This is a genomic window from Novosphingobium sp. KN65.2 (assembly GCF_001368935.1).
Lineage (GTDB): Bacteria > Pseudomonadota > Alphaproteobacteria > Sphingomonadales > Sphingomonadaceae > Novosphingobium > Novosphingobium mathurense.
On the sequence record NZ_CCBH010000090.1, the window covers coordinates 1 to 23,287 of the forward strand.

Genomic DNA, 23,287 nt, shown 5'->3' on the forward strand with positions numbered 1-23,287 from the left:
GCTTCAGTATGAAGGCGATCTGCTGCTCACTGAACCTGGACTTCTTCATGCCGCGAATCTTCTGACTGCCACCGGCCAAACCTAACCGGGAAATTCTCAGAATGTTCGGACCAGTTTGCCGGGCTCAGGTCAGTCGCCATTGTACAATGAGGGCAAGATCCATCACTAACGGCCGTGATTATATTGACAGTGCTGCAAGCCTATGCGCTAGGCTGGCTGGAAGCGAGCAACTACGCAGCGGACCGGCCATGACGCAAGACATTCCCGAGATTGAGCCGGATGAGGCAACGGGCACCCATGCGGATATCCTGCATCGTCTGCTCAAGCTCTCGAACAAGCTGCTCGCGCCTTTCTCGATGCACCTCGAGCAGCAGTACAAGATCAGCGTCAACGAGTTTCGGCTGCTCATGTTGATCGGTCGCTATCCCGGCTGCGCCAGCCACGAACTTGCGGACATGACCGGTGTGAGCGCAATGAGCGTCTCTCGTGCCGTCTTCGCGCTGGAACGCAACGACCGCATCCGCGTCGAACGCGACCCGCAGAACAAGCGGCGCAAACGCCTGACCCTGACTGAAGAGGGCGAACGGCTGTTCCGGATCATGGAGCCGCAGAGCGACCAGGTCGCGGACTATCTCATGTCCAATCTGCTGCCCCACGAAGTCGCCATGTTCGACCACATTCTCAAGATCCTGATCGACGCACTGGAGGCAACCGACGAGGATGGCAATTCGCTGTTCCTCGAACGCACCCGCCCGCAGGACAATGGCGAATAGTAGCCCTCCCCCGCTCGCGGATAGCTGGCCTTAGCCCGGCATATTGATCCGGCCATTGCGGGCATGAACTGCCAAATCGGCCTCAACTGCAGATCAATGCTGCCCTCACCGTCCGTAGTGGGGTGAAGGAATGTTCGCCCCCATCTAGACAGGCACCGCTGTGCGCGTTCAACTCCTGCCGCTCGGCCGCTCCAAGGCTGGCGTCTCAGAAAGGCTGCTCGCTCGTGATGCCCGCCAGCGAGGATCCGAGGGAAGCCGGGACTGAATATCAGCAAGCAGGTCGCTTCGGCATAAAGTCTAGCGCACGATTGCGCGGATCACAGGATCGGCCTGCATGGGGGTAGCGTCAGGGGTTAGAGGCAATCACGACGTCGCCCGTGCATAACGTTCGCGCTTTGCGGCGACGGCGCGGCGCGCTTCCTCGACCGCGCGCTCTTCGGTCGCGAATAGCAGGCTGTCGAGTACCGTGGAAAGATGCGCGCGCATCGACGCCCGCGCTGCGCGGGGATCGCGGGCGCGCAGTGCATCGAGCACGGCAGTGTGCTCATCGACGACAGGCTTGATGTTGGCGCTGCGGGCCTTTTCGTGAAGCAGCGAGGCTTCGGGCGACGTGGCCCGCAAATTCCACAAGCGTTCCACGATCTCGATCAACGCTGCATTGCGAGTAGCCGCTGCGATCGCGACATGGAATTGACGATCGGCCCTTTCAGTACCTTTGGGATCCAGGTTTTCCCGCGCGATCTCCTCCACCAGTCGCTCAAGCCCGGCAAGTTCCTCGTCGGTGATCTGAGCAGCGGCGAGCGCGGCGCATTCGGCTTCGACCAACAGCCGGGCTTCGGTAAGTTCGAAAGCGGAGATATTGAAACCAGGCTTCTCCTCGTCGCCCGGCAGCCGCACCACATATGCGCCCGAGCCTACCCGCACTTCGACCAGTCCCTGAACCTCGAGCGCGATGATCGCCTCGCGCACAGTGGGGCGGCTGACGTTGTGGAGCGCAGACAGCTCTCGCTCGGCAGGCAGACGGTCACCGACGCGGTATTTCCCTTGCGCCAGATCGACGAGTAGTTCGCGAGCAAGATCCTGATAGAGCCGCTCTTTCACACCGTCAGACATCGCTTTTTCGTCTTCCTTACCAATTTCAACAATGTGACAGACCAATAAATCCAGGTCAATCCAGCATAGAGACCTGTGCAGATATTTGCGAGCAGGCAATGCATATAACCTATGCCTGCGACATCGTCACCTGCCGGGGCCTCAATGGCATGACCCCGAAAACCGCGCCCCACCTAGGCACAAAAGGAATGGACGGCGCTACGCGAAATGGGTGCATACTTGAGGCAAGCCTCCAGCTTCGTGCGCGCGTCCGGCATCGGTCGACGGCACATCGATGGGCTTCAGAACGAAGATTATTGCAACCAAGTCGCCATTTCCGTCTTTGTCGGCAAGCACGGATTTACGCAGGTCCTCGAACCTTCCCTTCGGCTAGCAGAACGCACCCTTTGTGAGCTTGAAATGCTTGCAGGATGGGATCTCAGTGAGCGATCTGGCGATTTTCAACGCGACGGTAAACCAAGTGGCTTGACTGGTCTTACCAAAATAATCTAATCGGCTAGTCAACCGCATCAAGGTTCGTAGGGAGATGAGTTCGTGAGGCATTCTGCAATTCTCGGCGTTACAACTGGGCGTCGCGCCATCGTGGCCGGCTCACTGGCTGGCTTACTGGTCGCCGCACCCGCGCTCGCGCAGGACTTGAATTCGGCTGATGCAGCCGATGTGGCCCAGGATGCCGGCGTCATCATCGTCACCGCACAAAAGCGCACGCAAGACATTCTTCAAGTCCCGGCCGCCGTCTCGGCAATCAGCGAGAAGACGCTCGATGCGGCGCAGGTCAAGGATTTCACCGACATCACCAATGTCGCCCCGTCGGTTACGGTGGCCAGCGCGGGCAACTCGGCTTCGTCGACCGTGTCGCTGCGCGGCGTCGGCACGCTGTCGTTCTCCACCAGCGTCGAGCCGTCGGTTTCGATCGTTGTGGATGACGTCGCCCTGCTTCAGCAGGGTCAGGCATTCGGCAAGCTCAATGACATTGCCCGTATCGAAGTGCTGCGCGGACCGCAGGATTCGCTGTTCGGCAAGAACGCTTCAGCTGGCGTGATCAACATCGTGACCAAGGATCCGACGAGCACGTTGAGCGGCTTTGTCGAAGGCTTGATGACCGACGACAACGAAGTGCGCGTGAACGGCAACCTGTCCGGTCCCATCGGTGACAGCGCAGGCTTCCGCGTCAACGCCTTCTACGGCGATCGCAAGGGCTATATCCGCAACCTGACCAACGACTCCTGGCTCAACGGCGAGGAAAGCTACGGTTTCCGCGGCAAGGTCAATTACGACAGCGGCATTCTGTCTGTCCAGCTGATCGGTGACTACAGCAATACCAAGTCGAGCGGCAACCAGCCGACCTACTACTACGTCGCTCCCGGCACTCTTCAGAACGGTCGTCCGATTAATTTGGGTGGGGTCGTCCCCGGCATGGCCAACACCGAAGTCACGGTGAACGATGACCAGCTTTCGAATACGGAACAGTGGATGGCATCGGCCAAGATCGGCCTCGATCTCGGTTTTGCTTCGCTGACCTCGATCAGCAGCTACCAGGACTGGAAGCTCGACACGTCGTCGGACTTCGACTTCACCCCATCATTCGTCATCCGACAGGGCGGCCCGTACCATGCGAAGCAGTTCGCGCAGGAACTGCGCCTGACTTCGGCCGATACCGGTTCGTTCGACTACCTCGTGGGTCTCTATTACGCGGACGGCGAGACGGATCGCCAGTTCGCGCGCGATACCGCTTCGTTCCTGACTTTCCTGCGCCGCAACTGGGATTCAACCGCTTCGACGCGGACGCTGGCGGCCTTCGCGCAGCTCGGCTACGATTTGTCGGAACAGACCAAACTGACCGTCGGCGGACGCATCAACAACGAGAAGGTAGGTGTCTTCTACCGCGACAACATCCCGGCCACCCCGATCGTCTACGAGGGGCAGGCGAAAGATACCGCCGTCACGGGTAAAGCGTCGTTGCAGCACTTCATCACCGACGAACTGATGACCTATGCCTCGATTGCGACCGGTTACAAGGGGCAGGCCTACGACATCTCGTCCGGGTTCAACCAGTCGCGCATCGACAATCTGGTGAAGCCGGAAAACTCGGTTGCTTACGAAGTCGGCGTAAAGGGCCGGTTCTGGGATAATCGCGGCTCGTTCGGCCTCACCGGCTTCTGGACCGATTACGACGACTTCCAGGCCCAGAATGTCGAATTCGTGGGAGGCGCGATCCAGCCGGTTCTTCGCAATGTCGGCAAGTTGCGCACCAAGGGTATCGAGTTCGAAGGAACGTTGCGCCCCGTGGACGGCCTCTCGCTTTTTGCATCGGCAGCCTATGTCGATGCGAAGATCCGCAAGTTCCCGAATGCGACCTGCTATCCGGGCCAGACGGCGGCACAAGGCTGCATCGATGGTTCGCAGGATCTTGCCGGCGCCGGCTTGGCCAACTCGCCGAAGTTCAAGTACAACATCGGCGGCAACTTCGAAACGCCGCTGGGCAATTCGCCCATCAGCGTCTTCACTTCGGCCAACTATGTCTGGCAGGACGACGTGAACTTCGCGCTCGACGGCAACCCGCTGACCGTGCAGAAAGCTTACGGCATCGCCAATGCCACCATCGGCCTGCGCGAAACCGAGAACCGCAACTGGGAAGTCTCGCTGTTCGTCAACAACCTGTTCGACAAGTCCTATGCCGCGGTGCTGACCGACTATTCGGACAATGGCTATACCGGCACGGCGATCGTGCAGCAGGTGCCCCGCAATTACAGTCGCTATGTCGGCATCAAGTTGCGCTTCGGATTTGGCGGCGACCGCTAACGCCGTCCGGCAACCTGAAAGTCCCCGGGGTCGGCGCAATCGCGCCGGCCCCTTTTTTATGCAATAGGCCGGGCCTTGGCCAGCGGCTCCAGCGCGCCGCGGGTCTGCACGCACAATGCTGGCAAAAAATTCGTTCTGAAAGAGGCTGTGCCCTGTGATCGGCACTGCCTTGCCCCAACCGCGATGGCGATTGCACCAGCCAAATGGCCCGCACGTTCCATTCCAATGGAGGCAACGCAGCAGTAGCCACTGGCACAATGTACCTGGTGGCTCTGGATGACAAATTCGGCCTATATTGCGAAAGGGACGATGATGCGCGCATCGCCCGCCGCAAGGCAAAGCTCAATCATGCGCGTTTAGAAGTGGAAGCGGGTGCCGCATGCCTTTGGGGCACAGTTGCGCAGCACGACGCTGCTCCACACCCGTAATCTGCCCCATAGGCCGGGGGGCAACACAACCTGGACCATGGCGCTATCGCCTACAGGGCGAGCTTGCCGACAGTGAAGACATACGTGAGAATGGGGAAGTGGAGCGCCAGCCGAGCTTGCTTGGAGCGGAATCTTGCGGCGCGACAGACCGGAAACTGTTCGACTTCAGTCCGTCATTACGGATAACGGCCCGGGTTTTCATGTCGTCGACCTAGGCGCCCCACACGCGATAACATTACGTCTGCGGGGGGTGTGCCGCGGAAGGAGAAGCGCCGTTACCGAATTTCGGCATCGGTGGATCAGGCGGGACCTCGCGTGAATCCCGTTCAATGGGCGGCACGCCGGTGGTCGATATATACCGATCCAACAGCCTGCGCGTAAGCGCTTCGCGCGTCCCGGCATATCGGCGATCATCGATCAGGTTAACGAGCTCCGCGGGATCCTTCTTGCGGTCGTAAAGCTCGGATTGGCCTTTCGGGCGCGCAATGAGCTTGTAGGCTGGAGTGGTGATCGCCGCCGCGCGCGTAACGGTCTGCGGGAAGTCGTTCTGGACTTCGTGCTTGGCCGTGTAGAGATTCGGCGGCCCTTTCATCCGGGGCTCGAATGCTTGCGGTTCGAAGGTGTCGTAGCCGGATTCGGTGAAAGCAGCGCGCTCGGGATCCCCTGCTGCTCCGCCGAGTTGGGGCAGCAGGCTGCGGGCGAAGATCGCCTGCCTCGGCTTCACCGCGCCAAGATCGAGGAAGGTCGGCATGATGTCGAACAGTTCGGTCATCTCGGGAACGACATGACCTTGCGCACCGCCCGGCATGCGGATCACCAGTGGCACCCGCGTCAGGCAGCTTTCTAGCCCGCCAGGCCACTTCTCGACCATCCCGTAGTCCCCTGCGTAATCGCCATGGTCCGAACTTGCGACGAGAACGGTATCACTGGTACGCCCGGTTCGTTCGAGTGCTTCCATCAATTGCCCGAGCAGCCAATCGGCATAGCTCACCTGTCCGTAATAGGTGGCACGCACACGCCGGAACACAGCATCCCCAACCTCATCGAGGTGATAGGCCTTCCTCACGATTTCCTGATACTCCGGCTTTTTCGCCAGCCCGGGAGGAGCCAGATCGGGTAGGTCGCCGGGCTTGTACATGTCGGCAAAGCCCTGAGGCGCAAAGTAGGGCGGGTGCGGCGAACCGATCGCCAGGAAAATGCAGAATGGCCGCTCCTGCTCACGCCGCTCCAGAATCTTTATGGCCGACTGCAGCAACCTGTAATCGTTCGTCTGGCGTGGATCGGGCTTGGCATCGATCAGCATCGTATTCGGGGCATCAAGATCGAACGGAGTATTCCCTCCCCCGCCTCGCCACGGAAAATCCAGCCAGTTCGTCAGACTCAGCGGGAAGCTTGCCTCCGCCAAGGCGTCATTCTTGCCGATGAGATATGTGTCGTAACCCGATTCCTTGAGATAGCGCAGCATGTTCGGTTCATCGGGCCTGATGAAGTAGTAGAGGCTTCGATGCCCGGTGTTGGCCACGGGCAGTCCGGTCAAGAGGCTGCATCGCGAAGCACCGCAGACCGGGTACTGGACATGACAGTCCGCAAAGCGCGTCCCCTGTCGTGCAAGGAGATCGAAATTGGGCGTCTTGCAAACCGGGTTGCCATAGCTCGACAGGGCGTCAGCCCGGCATTCGTCCGTCATGAACAGGATCAGATTGGGTCGCGATCCGGCGGTCGGGCGTACTGCCTGAGCCAGCACCTTGGGGGCACCGAAGATCGCAGATGCGCCCGCGATCCCAGCAATCCCATCGCGAATGACCGACCGACGGTCGACCTTGCGTGCCGCCATTCTCTCTTCCAATCCAATATCATATTTTTGGTCTGGCCAATCTGGGCAAATGTGCGCTAGAGTCAATAGCGAACGACGAAATTTCCGGGTCGTTACAACGTTTGAATGCTCAGGTTGGAGACCCATGCGATGCGCGCCAGACACCTCGCCACAATTCTCGCAGGGCTAATCTTAGGGTCCACTGCCGTCTCGGCCAAACCTGCAATCGACCCGGCGCCTGCAGCGATCGTGCGCACACAGAGCGGCGCGCTGTCCGGCAAGGACCTCCCGTCAGGCATTCGCACGTACCTGGGCATACCCTATGCAGCAGCGCCGGTGCGTGACTTGCGCTGGCGCGCGCCCCAGCCCGCTCCTGTCTGGTCAGGCATTCGATCGGCTGCGGAATTCGGTCCCCAGTGCTTCCAACCCCTGCGCAATGCAACAGCGAACTCGTACGCCGGTGCGGAAACGATGTCCGAGGACTGCCTTTATCTCAACGTTTGGACCAAACCCGGGACCAAAAAAGCACCGGTCATTGTCTACATTCATGGCGGGGCATTCTACACCGGTGCCGGGAGCTTTCCGATCTACGACGGCGAAACCATCGCTGAGCACGGAACGGTTTTCGTCAACCTCAATTACCGCGTAGGACCGCTCGGCTTCCTTGCCCTTCCCGAACTCAGCGCTGAGTCCGCGCACGGCGCATCGGGAAACTATGGCCTTCTTGACCAGATCGCCGCGCTTCAGTGGATCAAGCGCAACATATCGGAATTCGGCGGTGATCCAGACAACATCACGATCGTCGGCCAATCGGCGGGTTCGATGTCCGTACTCACGCTTCAGGCCAGCCCGCTGGCCAAGGGGCTGTTCCAGCGTGCAGTCGGTATGAGCGGGGCGATGATCGCAGGACCGATCACCATGCCGTCACTCGCCGAGGCCGAAGAAGCGGGAAGCAAGCTCGAGGAGGTCTGGAAGGCGGCCAACCTGTCACAGTTGCGGGCAATGCCCGCTGATCGCCTCGTCGTGCCGCGGGTGCCCGGGGGGCCCAGCACTGGCCCCGCAATCGACGGATATGTCCTCCCCGCACCGATCACCGAGATCTTCAAGCGCGGTCAGCAGGCCGACGTCCCCCTGATGCTCGGCTTCACGCGCGATGAAGCGCTCGGCGGCATGGGGCCGGTAGGGGGACTGACCGAATACATGGCCAAGGCACAGGCACAGTACGGCGATCGCGCGACGAAGTTTCTCGAGCTTTATCCGGCGACGAACGACGCCGAGGCGAAAGCACAGTCCCGGCTTGCAGACCGCGACAATACGGTTGCACTGGGCATGTTCGCGTGGGCATCCCTGCAGAAGGCGCACGGTCATGCGCCGGTATTCTCGTATGAGTTCGCCCGCCCCCATTCCTTTGCGCCTGGCGTTACATTCTCGGACCTCGATCCGGCCAGCGCCGGCGCCTATCATACCTCGGAAGTTCCCTTCTGGCTCGGCACGCTCGACAGTTTCAATCGCTACCGCCATACCCGCGACTGGACCGCGAAGGACCGGCAAATCAGCGAAAAGATGGTCACGGCCCTGATCGCCTTTGCGCGCACCGGATCACCGAACGCGCCCGGCGCTGTTTTCCCCCAATTCGATGCAGGCATGCCCCGGCTAACGATGATTGCGGACGATCTGCGCCCGGCGCCGTGGCCGGCCAGAGAGCGACTGCTTTTCTTCGACACCAGCAACACCATTTCCAACCCTTGAAGCCGCTTGGGCCAGCCATGGGCAGGTCGGGACAGTGCATCGGTGACGCTTGCCCGCGGGCTTATCGCGGCCTCGGGCGCACGCCCCGCTGGAGAAGGATACCGGCGCTTGCCACGTGGCAAGTCCTGTAAGATGAAGCCGATTACCCCGAAGGACGCTGGCCCCGTGTGTCGGGACGTTCTGCGCTGACGGTGTCACCGTAGCTCCCCAAGGCGGTCGACGCCGGACCCGATAACGATCCGGACGACGCGGCAGACGCACTTGCCTGGAAGCCGGATCGCCTGTCCGCAGTCCTTTGACGCCCGATGCGATAAGGCATACCCACGTTTGCCGACTGATAGTTTGCGAGGGGCAACGGGAGCCGGTCATATGGACTGCGCAACCGCCATCGACAGATCCGCAGGAGCGCTCGAAGCGACAGCTGCGTCCAATCTGAGCCGCTCCCTTTGATCGCGCTCCGTGCAGCCTAATCTGCCTTACGCGGCTCAGCCCAGTTCGGCCCTTCCGTTCGAACCGTCCGGGGACTTCGGAGAAGACCGCAGAAGGCCCCAGAGGACGCACGCCCCTACGAGGTCCAGGCAACCGAGCGCTACGAACAGGGGGGCGTACCCGAACTGGTCGGCGCTCTGGCCAATGAGGAAGGTGAACAGCATGCCCCCGATCCAGGCGATGGAACCGGCCATGCCGCTGGCGGTTCCCACAGCTCGCGTGTCGAATATATCCGCGCACAAGGTGATGAGCGCACCGTTCAACATCTGGTGGGCGAAGCCGCCGACGCAGAAGAGAGCGATCGCAAGCCCTGGGGAAACGGCGAGACCAATGCAGGCCGGGCCGATCATGCACAAGGCGCCGACGGTCATCGTCACCTTGCGCGACGCAATCATTCCCGCCCCACGCCGCATCAGCGCATTGGGCAGAATACCGGCGGCCAGTGAACCGAAGTCGGCTGCCAAGAAGGGAAGCCAGGCCCAGAGCGCGATATCGCGCAAGTTCAACCCCCAGACCGAGACGAGATAGAGCGGGATGAAGAAGTTGAAGGTCTGCCATGCCGGTTCGGCCAGAAACCTCGGCACGGCGATTGCCCAGAAACCGCGGCTTCGGAGAACTGCACCGCGCGTTGCCGGACGCACTTCTCCCTCGATGCCCTGTTCGTTCTTCTTCAGCTCTTCCAGCTCACCGGGCGTTATCGCGGGATGGTCTTCCGGCTTGCGGTAACCGAACCACCACAACAAGGCCCATGCGACGCTGAGACCGCCGGTAATCAGGAACGCTTCCTGCCAACCCCACCACAGGATGCAAAAGGCGACAAGCGGTGGCGCCAGCATCGAACCCACGCTTGTGCCCATCTGGAAGCAACTGGTGGCCAGTGGGCGCTGGTGCGCGGGAAACCATTCGGAAGTCACTTTCGCCCCTGCCGGAATGGCTGCGGCTTCAGTGGCGCCAAGTGCTGCGCGGAATGCCGCCAGACTCGGCCAGCCTGTGGCTAAGGCATGCCCCATGTTGGCCAGAGCCCACCCCATCGCGAAGATGAAGAAGCCAAGCCGTGTTCCCATTGAGTCCAGCAAGGCCCCAGCCACTGTCTGCATGGCGGTATAGCTCGCCTGGAACGCCAGCACGACCCAGCTATACTGCTCCGTCGTCATGCCGAACTCATCCTTGAGCGTCGGCGCTGCGACGGAGAGCGTGGAGCGCGCCAGATAGTTCATGATCGTACCCAGCGTGACCAGCCCGATCATCCACCAGCGCAGCTTACCCTTGAAGATGGTCATGATTTCCTACTTCCAATGCCAGAGAATTAGGCGCTTGGGCGCACTTCAATGGTCGAGACGATTGCATCGCCCTCGCGTGGCACGAACTGCAGATCGAGCGCGTTTCCAGTGACATCCACCGTGACCGTGCGAGCAACCAGCGTGGATGGCGCCCCTGCTTCCCTGGCCACATCCAAGCCGGCAAGAACGGTCTTTCCGTTGGCTTTCACATCGAAGACGCGCTCTCCCGGAGCAACCCTGGGCTCAACGAAACGCAGCGTTATGCTGTAACGGCCCGGTTCCACCGGGAGACGATAACTGAAGTCGCCTTCTCGGAAGGTGGCAAGCTGCGCATGCTCCTCATCGGGCACTATGGGTGCCAGAACAGCAGGTCGTCCACGCGGATGCTGGTCGGTCGACCCGGCGCTTCCACCCTTGAAGAACGTATCCGATCCGTAACCCCTTGCAGCGACAAGCGCGCCGCTATCGATATAATAGGCGCTGGCTCTCGAAGCATCGAGGTTCCAGGTAACGGCATCGCGCACGTCCTTGTCGGCAAAGCTTCCCACTGCCTCGACCCGGTTCGTGCCTGCACTCAGCCGCACGTCGGACCAGACACAGACCAGGTTGTCGCACTCGCCCTGCTCACCCAGCTCCTTGCCGTTCAGGAACAGCTTGGTACGAGGGGCGTTGCTGTAGACGCTGATGTCGATCGTGGGATAGGCCCGCTGAACGTAGCGGCGGCCATTCACATGAACGGTGGGCTGGCCTGACCAGTGCGCGCGGTAGTAATAGAACGCGTCCTTGCGGGTTCGTCCATCATAGCTGACCAGACCCTTGGTGTTGATGTCCTTGGCATCTCCTTCCGTTCGGGTCACCGTCGCGAAATCGAATGCGTTCCACAGCCAACTGGCGAACAGGTACGGTCGCTTCTCCAGGATCGGCCAAGTTTTCTCATGCAACCAGGATTGGTATTCCTCCGGCTGGTCGTGCCCACCCATGTCGAAGGGGCCACCAAGCGGGTTATCCGTATGGATCGAAAGCGCTCCACCCGCCCCGTATTCCGTGATCGCCTGAGGCTGCGAGGGCCGTTTTGCATGCAAGGCATCGAAATGCGGCCCCACTTCCTCGGGCTTGCCGTAGTACCATCCGAAATAACGGTTGCCCCCTGAGACAGGAACGGCATTGGCGACTATCGGCACATCCGGCATTCCACGGTCTTCACAGCACGTGGCAAGGGTCGAGGCGCGATCCGGGTCTTCATTGCGCACAATAGCCGCGAGCTCTTCCAGCATCGGGGTGGGGTCGCTCGGACTTACCCTCAGACCACGGCCGAGAAAATCCGGGCGCATCGGCCCGAAATCGACTTCGTTGGCGATGCCCCAGAGTGCGACCGAGGGATGGTTGTAATTCTGGCGTATCAGTTCGACCAGTTGCTGCCGGGCCTGAGCCATGATCTCGGGCGGCGCGGCACCCTGCGCCTTGTCCAGCGTCCAGGCCGTGACAAGCGCGATCTCGTCCCAGAGAACGAGGCCATATCGATCTGCAAGGTCATGAATGGGCTGGCCATGCTGATAGTGCGTCAGCCTGATGGTGTTCGCGCCCATGTCGCGTATGGTCGCAAAACGATCGGCAATCTGCGATTTTGTCATCGCCCAGCCGGCTTCCATGCTGTCCTGGTGGAGCCCCACGCCGTGGAGCGCCACGTGCTCTCCATTTATGAAGAAGCCCTTGTCAGGATCGATCCGGAACTGCCGGATCCCAAGGGGCTGTTCGGTACGGTCAAGCAACCGTCCCTTGCCATCGCGCAGTTCGGTCTCCAGCGAATAGAGATAGGGGTCTTCGGTCCCCTGCCAAAGGTGCGCATCGGGCACCGTGAGTTCCTGCGAGACCTCTACCCTTCCACCGCTTTGCAAAAGGATCGGTGAAACCGAGCGAGCGGCAATCTTGCCGTCCGCGGCAACGAGCCGCGTCACGACACTGCCTTGCAGCGGCCCCGTAAGTTCACTGGCAAGTTTGGCCGCCACGGAGACCGTAGCCGTGCCGGACGCGATGCTCTTCGTCCGGGCATAGATCCCGGGTCCGCCAAAATCGTCCATGCTAAAGTGCGCAGCATCGGTAACAATCAACCGCACGGGCCGATAGAGACCGCCCTGGACGAAGAAATCCCCTGCCAGTGGGAGTGTATCCGCGGTCGCATTGCCCGACTGAGGCTCACTATTGTCTACCCGGACCGCCAGATAATTGCGGCCTCCCTTGTTGATCGCATCGGTAGCATCGAAGCGAAAACGCGAGAACCCGCCGGCATGTGCACCCAATCGCTTGCCGTTGAGCCACACTTCGGCTGTGCGGCTTGCCGCATCGAATTCGAGCCAAATTCTCTTGTCGGGTCCTGCCGCCGGAGGAACAAAGGAGAGGCGATACCACGCCACGCCCATATACTTGTCGAGCTGACGGCCCGAGGAACCGGCCACTTGGGCGGCGGCATCATAATCGCCCACCCTGTTCCATGTGTGCGGAACCGTGACATTCGACCAGTCTCGATCGTCAAACTCGGGCGATTGTGCGGGAATGTCTCCCTTGCGAAAGCGCCATCCGTCCCCGAGTTCGACGACAGTACGATTGCCTTGGGCTTGCTGCGCTTGAGACGCAGCCACCGCCGGTGTTGTCGAAGGAAACAGGCAGGCTCCGGCAAGGGCCATCCAGGCCAGGCTATCGTGTTTAATCAAGACCATCTCCCTCGTCTCGTTTCTCTCGTACAGGCAGTGCGATCCGGTCCCGCTGGATCGGGGGGTTACTGCGGCACCGCTACCGGGGGATTCGGCTCGTTGCGCCCATATGGCGCCGATTGATGAAACTGCGGAATCGCCCCAGGATGCATGACACACCAGCCGGCGAGTGCATGGCCGGCCAACGCGGAAGTAAGCACAGATCCGCCGCCGATGCGCGCAGCCAGATAGCCGGCATTGAAGGCATCCCCTGCACCGCTCGTGTCGACAGGCGACACCGTCTTGGGCACCGGACAGGAATTCCCATCGGGCAAAAGGCATCCCCGCGCGCCCAACTTCACGATCACTTCTTCGCAGCCGAGCCCTCGCCAATGCGCGGCCACTTCACCTTCGTCTCGCGCAGAACACAGCTCTGCCTCGTCGTCGAACGTCGGCAGCCCGATATTGGCGAGCGCAATGGCCTGGTCACGCCAGTACTGCGCGGCATAGCGCGATTCCCAAAGGACGGGCCGATAGTTGCTGTCGAAAGCAACAAGCCCCCCCTTCTCTCGCACCGCCTTCGCCAGAAGAATCAGATCCCTGCGGCCCTGTGGCGGAAGGATCGCCATCGAGATCAGCGAGAAATAGAAAAGATCGGCAGTTTCGGCTTTGGCGATTGCCTCTTCGATCTCGGAAATCTCGAACATGGCCCGCGCTGCGCTGCTGTCTCGCCAATAGGTGAAGCTGCGCTCACCTTCATCGTTGGTCGAGATCGCGTAGATCCCGGGCCGACGCGTAGGGTGGGTCACGACAAGGCTGCAATCGATCCCTTCGCTCTCCCAGGCACGACGCAGGTTCTCACTGAACGGACAACTGCCCAGTGCAGTCATGTAGGACACCCGATGCCCGGACCGTGCCAGATGCACAGCCGTGTTGAGAGTGTCCCCCCCAAATCCCATGCGCCAGCCGTCTCCTCCTCCCGGATTGCGCGAGAGTTCCAGCATGCATTCGCCGAGGCAGACGATCCTGCGCACTTCAGTCATTCCCGATCAGCGACCTCACCAGTTCCACATCGTGCCATCTTCCAGCCGTGCGACCGGCAGGTAAGCTGGCTTGTAGGGGTACTTCGCGGCGAGTTCCTCGTCGATGTCCACGCCATGCCCCGGAGTTTCGCCGACAAACAGTTCGCCCTTGTCGAAACGGTAATCGTGCGGGAAGACCTCGTCCGTTTCCTCGGTGTGGCGCATGTACTCCTGGATACCGAAGTTGGGGACCCAGGTGTCGAAATGCAGCGCACATCCCATCGTAACCGGCGACAGGTCGGTGGCACCGTGGCAGCCGGTGCGGATCTGGTAAAGAGATGCCAGGTCTGCGATCCGACGCAAGTGCGTGATCCCGCCTGCCCCGACTACCGTTGTACGGATATAATCGATGAGCTGGTTCTGGATGAGGTCCTTGGCATCCCAGATCGTATTGAAGATCTCTCCCACGGCCAGTGGGGTAACGGTATGCTGACGGACGAGCTTGAAGGCTTCCTGGTTCTCGGCCGGAGTGCAATCTTCCAGCCAGAAAAGCTGGTAAGGCTCCAGCATCTTGCCAAGATTGGCCGCCTCCTGCGGCGTATAACGGTGATGACCGTCGTGCAGCAGATGGTGATCGAAACCGTAAGTCTTGCGCAGCTCCTCGAAGAGCTTGGGCACATAGTTCAACGCCTTGCGCGTATCCCAGCCGGTCACCGACGGAAGCGCTGCGTCGGCCGGTTCGTAGTAGAGCTTCCCGCGCCCGACCCCATAGGCATCCTTGATGCCGGGAACTCCGGTTTGCGCGCGTATCGCCTTGTAGCCCATGTCGATATAGTGGCCAACCGCCTCAACTGTCTCACCAATATCGGAACCATTGGCATGACCATAGACCATCACGCCATCGCGACAGCGCCCACCCAGCAGTTGATACAGGGGCATCCCGGCCATCTTGGCCTTGATATCCCATAGCGCCATGTCGACCGCCGCAATCGCCCGCATGGTAACCGGCCCGCGTCGCCAGTATGCTCCGCGGTACAGGTATTGCCAGATATCCTCGATCCTGCGTGGATCCATGCCGATCAGGCATGGAATGACGTGATCCTCGAGATACGCAACGACAGCAGTCTCACGTCCATTGAGGGTGCCGTCCCCGATTCCGTAAACGCCTTGGTCCGTGAATATCTTAAGCGTAACGAAGTTCCGTCCCGGGCACGTCACAATTACCCTGGCAGACTCAATTCTCATGTTGGCCACTTCCCTCGGAACGGTAGACTGGTATGAACCCAATTTCTTGACATCGACACATTGGTCTGTCAATAGGATTGTAACTGGTTTGACCAATATTCGAGATGGCGATATGGGCGAAATCCAGGATCGTCCCCTTCAGGGAAGCCACCTCATGATTCCTCATGTTGCATCGAGCCTGGGCGGCCCCACTCTCAACGGCTTCATTGCCACACTGGAAAACCCATTTATGGCGAACGAAGGACAGGCATGAATAGAGCGCGCCAGGCAATGACATACCGCCACATTGATGCACCACTTGTACGGTGAATGACATGACCAGAACACTCGAATTGCATCCCGACCGGTTGCTGCCTGCCGATCCGTCCACTCGCGCACTCGCCCGAGAGCTTTATCAAAGCATCGCTTCACTGCCGATTATCAGCCCGCACGGGCATACGGACCCACGCTGGTTTGCCGCGAATGAGGCTTTTGGCAACGCCACGGATCTGCTCCTTGCCCCTGATCACTACGTGTTCCGGATGCTCTATTCACAAGGTGTGGGCCTGCAAGATCTTGGCATTGGCAAGTCTGATGCCGATCCGCGCGAGGCCTGGCGTCTCTTTGCTGAACGATACCACCTGTTCCGTGGGACGCCTTCGCGCATATGGCTTGACTGGGTCTTCGCAGAAGCATTCGACATCGACGTGATCCTCGATGCGCGGACCAGCGATCTGTACTTCGACACGATCACCGCCAAACTGGCCACGGACGCCTTTCGGCCCCGGGCGCTTTTCGAACGTTTCAACATCGAAGTCATCGCGACCACGGAAGGGCCGCTAGATCGGCTCGAACACCATCAGGCCATTCGCGATTCGGGCTGGTCTGGGCGCGTCATCACCGCCTATCGTCCCGACCCCGTCGTCGATCCTCAGTTCGAAGGCTTTCACGACAACCTGGCCAGGTTGTCGGAACTGACCGATGAGGATTGCCATTCCTGGACAGGATATCTCACTGCGCACCGCAAGCGCCGGGCATTCTTTGCGAAAATGGGCGCGACGAGCACCGATCATGGACATCCGACTGCACAAACCGCTGACCTGTCGGCTGATGAAGCGCAAGCCCTGTTTGCGCGCGTTACAAAGAAGGACTGCAGTCCGGCAGACGCCGAGCTCTTCCGCGCACAGATGTTAACCGAGATGGCGGCCATGAGCCTGGAAGACGGGCTCGTCATGCAACTCCACCCCGGGGCCTATCGCAATCACAATCGAGCCCTTTTCGAGGGTTTCGGATGGGACAAGGGTGCGGACATTCCTTCGCGTACCGAGTACGTGTCCGCCCTCAAACCCCTTCTCGACCGCTTCGGCAACCGGTCGGACTTCACGCTTATCGTCTTCACCTTGGACGAAAGCGTCTATTCGCGCGAACTGGCACCTCTGGCAGGACATTATCCGTGCCTGCGACTGGGCCCGGCCTGGTGGTTCCACGACAGCCCCGAGGGCATGCGACGCTTCCGCAAGGCGACGACGGAGACGGCCGGTTTCTACAATACCGTCGGCTTCAACGACGATACACGCGCTTTTCTCTCCATCCCGGCCCGGCACGATCTTGCCCGCCGCATAGATTGCGGCTTCCTCGCTGAACTGGTGGCGGAGCATCGCATGAGCGACTGGGAGGCGGCTGAACTGGCTCAGGACCTTGCCTACAATCTCGCCAAGAAGGCCTACAAGCTGTGAACCACCATCCAGAAAGAGCTTGTCGCTCCACGCTGCAGCATATTCGCGTCGAGAATCGCTTCGGATACGATCGGGATGCGCAGGCGACAGGGATCGTCCATTTCGGAATCGGCGCATTCCACCGTGCGCATCAAGCCTGGTATACTGACAGGGCCATGGATGCCGGCGACAGGGACTGGATGATCCTTGGTGTCTCGCTGCGATCAGCCGGCGTTTCGCTGGAAATGAATCCCCAGGACGGCCTCTACACTGTTACCGAGCGCTCAGGAACGAGCATGAAGTCACGCCTTGTCGGCGCAGTGCGAGACGTGCTCCTGGCGGCTGGCGAGAGCGACCGATTGATCCGGCAACTCGCATCGCCCCAAACCCGTATCGTTACATTCACCGTTACCGAGAAGGGATATTGCCAGACTCAGGAGGGCACTCTCGATTTCGCACTTGCGGACGCTACCAGCTTCTATCCCTATCTCACCGCCACCATGCGGATCCGCCATGCTACAGGCGGTGAGGGGCTTACCCTGCTCAGCTGCGACAATCTCTCGCACAATGGCCGGCAATTGAAGCGCCTTATGCGCCAATATCTCGAAGCCCGGGCGCCTGATCTGCTTGCCTGGTTCGATAACGAATGCCGCTGCCCTTCGACCATGGTCGACCGCATCGTACCTGCCTCCACCGATACCGACAAAGTGGAGCTTGCTGACCGCATTGGCGTGGAAGATCGCGCGGCCGTCTTCACGGAGCCATTCAGTCAGTGGGTCATCGAAGACGATTTTGCGAGCGGACGCCCGCGTTGGGAGAACGTCGGCGCGCAATTGGTCGCGGATGTGTCATCGTTCGAGACGGCAAAACTGCGCATGCTGAACGGTGCCCACTCTGCGCTGGCCTATTTGGGCCTGCGAGCGGGGCACGAATACGTTCATGAAGCGATCGATGATCCGAACCTCCGTCCAATTGTCGAAAGGCTCATGCGGGATGAAGCCGCACCGACGATTTGCGCATCTCCTGGCCAGGACCTGGCCGCTTATGCATCCTCGCTGCTCGACCGCTTTGCCAACTCTGCCCTCAAGCACCGCCTAATCCAGATCGCCATGGACGGCAGTCAGAAGATCCCGCAACGCTGGCTCGCAACGCTTGAAGCCAATCGTGAACTGGATCGTCCCTGCCCCTCAATCATTGCATCGCTCAAGGCGTGGTTCGATCACCTGCGCGGACAAAACGGCAAAGTCGAAGATCCATTGTCGGAACGACTGACCGAGCTTGCAAAGGACAGTTCGAACACAGCCCTGGCGCTATCGCTATTCGGATCTCGAGGTCTCTTGGCTGGTACCTGGAATATCTCGGACGACGAAGTAAGGCATCGGTTAGGTGATGCCAGCGACTCTCCGACAATCGCTCGGATTTCTTGAAGCGCTTGGTTCGCCGGCACCTGCGCCTGTTGATCGGACCATCAATCTTTCAGCCCGGCCGCCGTTGCAAGCTTGCGGCGGCCGGACGCAATGTTTGGACCAGTTAGACAGTTACCTGGTCGATGCCTCCAGCGCCTTGTCCAGCACTTCGACGAAGTGATCGACATTGTCCCTGGTGAAAATCAGCGGCGGGCGGATCTTGAGGATATTGTGATCCTCACCACAGGCGCTGATGAGGACACCGTCATCCCGCATCGCATTCACAACGCTGGCGGTGAGCGCACCGCTGCTGATCTGCATTGCCTTCTCGGCGTTGATGTCTGCAGCGACGAAGAGTCCCGCTCCACGGACGTGCCCCATGCACTCATGGCGTGAACGAAGCGCTGAGACCTTCTCCAGAAGATAGGCTCCGACCTCTCGCGCGTTGTCCATGATCTTGTCGCGCCGGATGACTTGCAGCACCGCTACTGCTGCTGCGCAAGACACGGTGTTGCCCGCAAACGTATTGAAATAACGCGAACTTCTCCCGAATTTCTCTACGACATCGTGTCGCGTCAGCAGGCCAGCGATTGGCTGTCCGTTACCCATCGGCTTGCCCAGGGTGACAATATCGGGATCGACTCCATGCCGCTGGAAGCCCCACATATGGTTGCCGGTGCGACCAAATCCGGGCTGGACTTCATCGGCGACGAAAATGCCGCCGGCGTCACGGATCGCTTCGACGGCCCCCTTCAGGAAGCCTGGCTCTTCCGGCAGGATTCCGTCGCTGGTGAAAATGGAGTCCACGATCAGCATGGCAGGCTTTATGCCGTGGCGCTTGAGATCGGCGATCGCCGCCTCGACGTCGCGCCTGAAACGATCGGCTACATTCGGACCGCTTCGATAAGCAGCAGGAGCCTTTACGGTGCGGACGTGGGCGCCAAGAGGAACGGCTTCGCCCAGTGTCGGCGAGAACTGCGATACGGTGTCCGTGATGCCGTGGTAGGCTGTCTCAGTGATGATAATGCCAGTGCCGCCGGTGCGAACCTTCGCGATGCGATAGGCAAGATCGTTTGCTTCGCTTCCCGAGCACGTCAGCATCATGTGCGACAGACCGCCGCTGACGGTTGAGAGCAGTCCATCGGCAAGTTCCAGTATGGTTTCGTGCAGGTAGCGCGTATTCGTGCAGAGCGTCGCGACCTGCTTCGTTATCGCCTCGACCACGTCGGGATGACAGTGGCCCAGCGACACGACGTTGTTGTACGTGTCGAGATAGCGGCGGCCATCGGGATCATAGAGCCAAACACCCTCGCCTCGCACAAAGTGGAGAGGCTTCTGATACATAAGCCGATAGGCCGGACCCAGCAGGCGATCACGCTGCTCGATCATGCTGGCTTGATGCGCGGTCAGTTCGGCGCGCCCTGGGACGAAGGCATTGACGGACGACATATCCACAATCGTCATTATTGAACTCCTGATGAGCAGAATTGCAGCAACTTTTGGCTGCCCTCGTTGCGAGAGAAGCTGGCTATATGCGTCAACCCCGTCCAGGCGAGGTCGTTGTTCCGCATGATGTAGGAACGGTTTTCCGGATAGCGCTCGGCGCGCCATTCCGTGATCAGAACGGTGACGACCAACCGCGCGACAATGAGATCGAAGATGACCTCCAGCTCCGCATTTCCCAGCGGGAGCAACTCATGATAGGCGCCGATCATCTCTGCGGCGCTGCGCATGGGATCGTCGCCATTGCCAAGCTGATAGGCGGCGGCGGTCGCAATTTCGCCAACGAGCGGTCCATAGACCACGTCGCCGAAATCGATGACTGCGATGACCTCGTCGTTCTGGACCGGATCGACCAGGACATTGCCAAGATTGAAATCGTTATGGATGACCTGCGCTCGAAGCGAAGCCAGCTTTGGCAATGTGGTCGCTTCGTAGTGCGTCATGAACTCCTGAACCAGGGCGCGGCGCTCAGGATCGGATATCTTTTCGATCATGCCATTAAGACGATGCGCCGACGCAACGTTCCACAGCAGATCGTGTTGGGCTGCCGGGTGGCTGAAACCTTGGAGTGCCAGATCGAGCCGCGCAAGACATCGCCCAAGCTCCTGACGCTGTGTTGTCGAACGCACGGATGAACTGATCGGCATTCCCGGCAAGAAGGTCAACATGCGCAAGGTCGTTGCCCGTCCATCCGCCAACTCGATCGGCGTTTCATAGATGCCGTCGACAGTTTTTACCGGATGGGGCACATTTAGCGTCGGTGCATTCCGGCGAAGATGATCGAGGACGCACGTCTGGAGGTTTACGATTTCCGGGGACTCAGCCGGATTGGACACCTTCAGAAGATACTGGCTGCCATCTACGGCATCCATCCGAAAATTGCGATCGCGCTCACCGGTGAGTTCGTGGGCTTTCAGGTCTTGTCCATAGATGCGCTGGGCCAATGATTCCGCATCGGCCACCGTGAGTTGCGGCGGCTGGGTCGTGAGCGTAGGATCAATGAGCATCTTTTTACCTATGTTTTTAAGCGAAGAAGCGGTCAGCAGGCCGACTTACCGCGCTTTCGCTGACTGACCCGTAACTAGGTCGAGACGCACCCTAAGATGTGCTGAATTCGTGCTGTCAGCCGATGGGATCAGCCAAGGATCAAAGCCTGCCGGGACATTTTTTCGACTGGCAATCAATCGGCCAATTGGATGCGGTCAAGAAAGCCCCGCTCACCAAGATCGAAGCTGCGGACGACGAAGTAACTGAAATATCGATCGACCAGCCCGCTCTCCTCGACGATTTTCATAATCGTTTCGGAATAGTGCGTCACCGACCGCGTCACGAACTTGAGGATGTAGTCGCAGTCACCACTAACGCGCGCGCATTCGCAAAGCTCATCGATCGTTTTCAGCTTCTGCTCGAACCGCGACACAGTCGACCTGCTCCGGTCCTGAAGCGTGATCTCAACGAACACAGTCACCAATTCGGCGATCTTGGCAACATTGAGCCGAGCCCTGTATCCGACGATATAACCGGCTCGCTCCAACCGACCGACGCGCGCCAAGCAGGGACTTGGTGAAAGGCCCACTTTTTCTGCAAGACGCGAATTGGTCATGCGACCGTTCTTCTCGAGTTCGGTCATGATCTGCAGATCAATCGGATCCAATCTCACTTGCCCCTCCCTGGATGATGCGCGTCGGGCGTGTCCTCAAAGTCCCAACAAGGCTGGCAATTCGCTGAAATCCTCGATGCGGGTGAAACCATAACGATCCGTTGGCGGCTCGTGTCCGCGGTCTACGAAAATCTTGGCGCCAAATCCCAGATCGTGGGCCGTCATCAAGTCGTAGCGGGGGCTGGAGGAGACATGCATCATGTCTTCGGGACCGCAGCCCAACCGATCGAGCATATATTCGAACGGCTTCATCAGGGGCTTATAGGCACCGGCTTCTTCAGCCGTCAGCACCGCGTGGAAAGGCACGCCGATGTTACGCGCGCTATGCGGGATGAGATCGACCATACTGTTGGAAAGGATGACGAGAGGATACTCCTCCGCAATCCGACCCAACGGACCGGGAACGTCAGCATGAGGCTGCCATGTCGGCACGGCTGCATATAGCGCCTCGATATCTCTCATCTCGTACGAGATGCGGTGCTTGCGACACGCACGATCGATCGAGTTGGCAATGACATCGAAAAAGGGCTTCCAGGCACCCAGTACCTCGTCGAGGCGATAGGCGCGGAAGGAGTCGATGAAGCTGTCCATCAGGGAGGGGGCGACCCGGTCAGAGAATATCTCGCGCGCAGTGGGCCCCATGATGAAGTTGATCATGGTGCCATAGCAGTCGAAGCTGATGAATTTAGGTCTGAACATTTGCCTTCCAACCTTGGTTGCGATTGTCTGAGAAGGCTAATGCTAATTCGCGATCAGCAGGGAATGATGCTGTCATCGCCATAATGCGTGGAATATTCTCGTCCAGCAGAGCCACTCCGCCGAATGTCAGGAGGCAATCGACAATGGCCCATTACGAATCGGCATTCCGGACACAATGAAGAGCGAATAGCTTTGCATTCCCAGATCGGCTTGCCAGAGTTCTTCCAGGATGCGTGCCGGCCCGTCATAGCCTGCCGCAACAATCTTCATGAGATAGTCGAACTTCCCGTTGACCATGTGAAACTCGACAACTTCCCGATGGCGGACAACTGCCTTTTCAAATCTTTCCGCGTCGGCCCGTCTGTGATTTTTCAGGATAATCTGGACATAGGCCGTCACGAAATCGCCGAGTTTTGCGAGATCGAACTGCGCTTCATATCCTATGATGATCCCCGCTGTTTCCAACCTCTTTACGCGCGCAAGGCAAGGACTCGGGGACAGGCCAACAGCCTCGGCCAGCTGCACGTTCGTGATCCGGCCTTCTTCTTGAAGTCTGCGAATGATCTTCAGGTCAATCCGGTCGAGTTGCATCGCGTGTACTTCCGTCATCTGCGCTTGATCAGGATACTCGATGTTTCATCCCGCGTTTTCAGGTCGCCAAATTCTGCCATAGCATCATCATGCATCGAGCAGGGTCAGGGACAGTGCTGGTATTATAGACCTCGTAGCACTGGGTACAGATACGATCGAAACGCCCAGGACGATGGAAATGTCAGGCTTGCCGGTCATCAGCACTAATCTCCGCAAGGTTCGCCAAACCAGTACGATACCGTGCAGCATAAAATCCTCCCTTCACAGCGCGATTGAAGGCGTTTTCTCATCCTTTCGCCGTCACCGGCAGAATAAAATGCGGCAGAATTTCTG

At 59.5% G+C, this 23,287-nt stretch carries 17 protein-coding genes; 6 read left to right on the top strand and 11 right to left on the bottom strand.

Annotated elements, in window-relative coordinates; translation table 11 throughout:
* Positions 1–248 precede the first annotated feature (248 nt).
* Positions 249–773, top strand: a complete 525-nt coding sequence (locus tag SPHV1_RS03495) for a MarR family winged helix-turn-helix transcriptional regulator (RefSeq protein ID WP_054944691.1) — start codon at positions 249–251, stop codon at positions 771–773.
* Positions 774–1,136: 363 nt separating this feature from the next.
* On the opposite strand, the gene SPHV1_RS03500 is transcribed toward SPHV1_RS03495, so the two are convergent.
* A complete protein-coding gene (locus SPHV1_RS03500; protein ID WP_054944692.1) occupies positions 1,137–1,886 on the bottom strand; it encodes a FadR/GntR family transcriptional regulator in 750 nt (249 codons plus the stop codon).
* 534 nt (positions 1,887–2,420) lie between these two features.
* Here SPHV1_RS03500 and SPHV1_RS03505 point away from each other — a divergent pair.
* Complete coding sequence (locus SPHV1_RS03505; protein ID WP_231634499.1) at positions 2,421–4,688, top strand: TonB-dependent receptor; 2,268 nt, start codon at positions 2,421–2,423, stop codon at positions 4,686–4,688.
* A 663-nt stretch (positions 4,689–5,351) separates the two neighbouring features.
* Here SPHV1_RS03505 and SPHV1_RS03510 read toward each other — a convergent pair.
* On the bottom strand, positions 5,352–6,950 hold the full coding sequence (locus SPHV1_RS03510; RefSeq protein ID WP_082430782.1) for a sulfatase-like hydrolase/transferase: 1,599 nt from the start codon (positions 6,948–6,950) through the stop codon (positions 5,352–5,354).
* A gap of 228 nt (positions 6,951–7,178) precedes the next feature.
* Between SPHV1_RS03510 and SPHV1_RS03515 the strand changes: the two genes are divergently transcribed.
* A complete protein-coding gene (locus tag SPHV1_RS03515; RefSeq protein WP_231634500.1) occupies positions 7,179–8,678 on the top strand; it encodes a carboxylesterase/lipase family protein in 1,500 nt (499 codons plus the stop codon).
* Between the two features lie 485 nt (positions 8,679–9,163).
* Here SPHV1_RS03515 and SPHV1_RS03520 read toward each other — a convergent pair whose 3' ends face one another.
* The 4 genes from SPHV1_RS03520 to manD all read right to left on the bottom strand — a co-directional run bounded on the left by SPHV1_RS03520 (position 9,164) and on the right by manD (position 15,401).
* The gene (locus SPHV1_RS03520; RefSeq protein WP_054944695.1) at positions 9,164–10,447 is read right to left on the bottom strand and encodes an MFS transporter; all 1,284 of its coding nucleotides are present in this window, start codon (positions 10,445–10,447) and stop codon (positions 9,164–9,166) included.
* 26 nt (positions 10,448–10,473) lie between these two features.
* Positions 10,474–13,155 carry a glycoside hydrolase family 2 TIM barrel-domain containing protein gene (locus SPHV1_RS03525; RefSeq protein WP_231634501.1) on the bottom strand — a complete coding sequence of 894 codons (2,682 nt, stop codon included), beginning with the start codon at positions 13,153–13,155 and terminating at the stop codon, positions 10,474–10,476.
* A 65-nt stretch (positions 13,156–13,220) separates the two neighbouring features.
* Positions 13,221–14,177, bottom strand: coding sequence for a sugar kinase (locus SPHV1_RS03530; protein WP_054944696.1), 957 nt, complete (start codon positions 14,175–14,177; stop codon positions 13,221–13,223).
* Positions 14,178–14,192: 15 nt separating this feature from the next.
* Positions 14,193–15,401 (bottom strand): mannonate dehydratase, encoded by a 1,209-nt coding sequence (gene manD / locus SPHV1_RS03535; protein WP_054944708.1) that lies wholly within the window; start codon positions 15,399–15,401, stop codon positions 14,193–14,195.
* 88 nt (positions 15,402–15,489) lie between these two features.
* Between manD and SPHV1_RS24805 the strand changes: the two genes are divergently transcribed.
* The 3 genes from SPHV1_RS24805 (at position 15,490) to SPHV1_RS03545 (ending at position 18,522) form a co-directional block, all read left to right on the top strand.
* A complete protein-coding gene (locus SPHV1_RS24805) occupies positions 15,490–15,654 on the top strand; it encodes a hypothetical protein (protein ID WP_156367229.1) in 165 nt (54 codons plus the stop codon).
* Between the two features lie 61 nt (positions 15,655–15,715).
* Positions 15,716–17,116: a glucuronate isomerase gene (gene uxaC, locus SPHV1_RS03540; RefSeq protein ID WP_054944697.1), complete on the top strand. Its 1,401-nt coding sequence runs from the start codon at positions 15,716–15,718 to the stop codon at positions 17,114–17,116.
* Positions 17,113–18,522 carry a mannitol dehydrogenase family protein gene (locus tag SPHV1_RS03545; RefSeq protein ID WP_231634502.1) on the top strand — a complete coding sequence of 470 codons (1,410 nt, stop codon included), beginning with the start codon at positions 17,113–17,115 and terminating at the stop codon, positions 18,520–18,522. Before uxaC ends, SPHV1_RS03545 begins: the two co-directional genes overlap by 4 nt.
* A 111-nt stretch (positions 18,523–18,633) precedes the next feature.
* Here SPHV1_RS03545 and SPHV1_RS03550 read toward each other — a convergent pair whose 3' ends face one another.
* From SPHV1_RS03550 to SPHV1_RS03570, 5 genes are all read right to left on the bottom strand, one after another.
* Positions 18,634–19,965, bottom strand: coding sequence for an aspartate aminotransferase family protein (locus SPHV1_RS03550; protein WP_197277630.1), 1,332 nt, complete (start codon positions 19,963–19,965; stop codon positions 18,634–18,636).
* Complete coding sequence (locus SPHV1_RS03555) at positions 19,965–21,011, bottom strand: phosphotransferase (RefSeq protein ID WP_054944698.1); 1,047 nt, start codon at positions 21,009–21,011, stop codon at positions 19,965–19,967. Before SPHV1_RS03555 ends, SPHV1_RS03550 begins: the two co-directional genes overlap by 1 nt.
* A gap of 173 nt (positions 21,012–21,184) precedes the next feature.
* Entirely contained in the window at positions 21,185–21,664 is a 480-nt protein-coding gene (locus SPHV1_RS03560; RefSeq protein ID WP_255352250.1) for an Lrp/AsnC family transcriptional regulator, read from the bottom strand.
* Positions 21,665–21,700: 36 nt separating this feature from the next.
* A complete protein-coding gene (locus SPHV1_RS03565) occupies positions 21,701–22,363 on the bottom strand; it encodes a haloacid dehalogenase type II (protein ID WP_054944699.1) in 663 nt (220 codons plus the stop codon).
* A gap of 126 nt (positions 22,364–22,489) precedes the next feature.
* Positions 22,490–22,972, bottom strand: a complete 483-nt coding sequence (locus tag SPHV1_RS03570; RefSeq protein WP_197277631.1) for an Lrp/AsnC family transcriptional regulator — start codon at positions 22,970–22,972, stop codon at positions 22,490–22,492.
* Between the last annotated feature and the right edge of the window lie 315 nt (positions 22,973–23,287).

Coding starts and splice junctions, on each gene's coding strand:
- SPHV1_RS03500 (WP_054944692.1), bottom strand. CDS start 1,886: ATGTCTGACGGTGTGAAAGAGCGGCTCTATCAGGATCTTGCTCGCGAA.
- SPHV1_RS03510 (WP_082430782.1), bottom strand. CDS start 6,950: ATGGCGGCACGCAAGGTCGACCGTCGGTCGGTCATTCGCGATGGGATT.
- uxaC (WP_054944697.1), top strand. CDS start 15,716: ATGACCAGAACACTCGAATTGCATCCCGACCGGTTGCTGCCTGCCGAT.
- SPHV1_RS03570 (WP_197277631.1), bottom strand. CDS start 22,972: ATGACGGAAGTACACGCGATGCAACTCGACCGGATTGACCTGAAGATC.
- SPHV1_RS03555 (WP_054944698.1), bottom strand. CDS start 21,011: ATGCTCATTGATCCTACGCTCACGACCCAGCCGCCGCAACTCACGGTG.
- SPHV1_RS03565 (WP_054944699.1), bottom strand. CDS start 22,363: ATGTTCAGACCTAAATTCATCAGCTTCGACTGCTATGGCACCATGATC.
- SPHV1_RS03520 (WP_054944695.1), bottom strand. CDS start 10,447: ATGACCATCTTCAAGGGTAAGCTGCGCTGGTGGATGATCGGGCTGGTC.
- SPHV1_RS03550 (WP_197277630.1), bottom strand. CDS start 19,965: ATGACGATTGTGGATATGTCGTCCGTCAATGCCTTCGTCCCAGGGCGC.
- SPHV1_RS03530 (WP_054944696.1), bottom strand. CDS start 14,177: ATGACTGAAGTGCGCAGGATCGTCTGCCTCGGCGAATGCATGCTGGAA.
- manD (WP_054944708.1), bottom strand. CDS start 15,401: ATGAGAATTGAGTCTGCCAGGGTAATTGTGACGTGCCCGGGACGGAAC.
- SPHV1_RS03495 (WP_054944691.1), top strand. CDS start 249: ATGACGCAAGACATTCCCGAGATTGAGCCGGATGAGGCAACGGGCACC.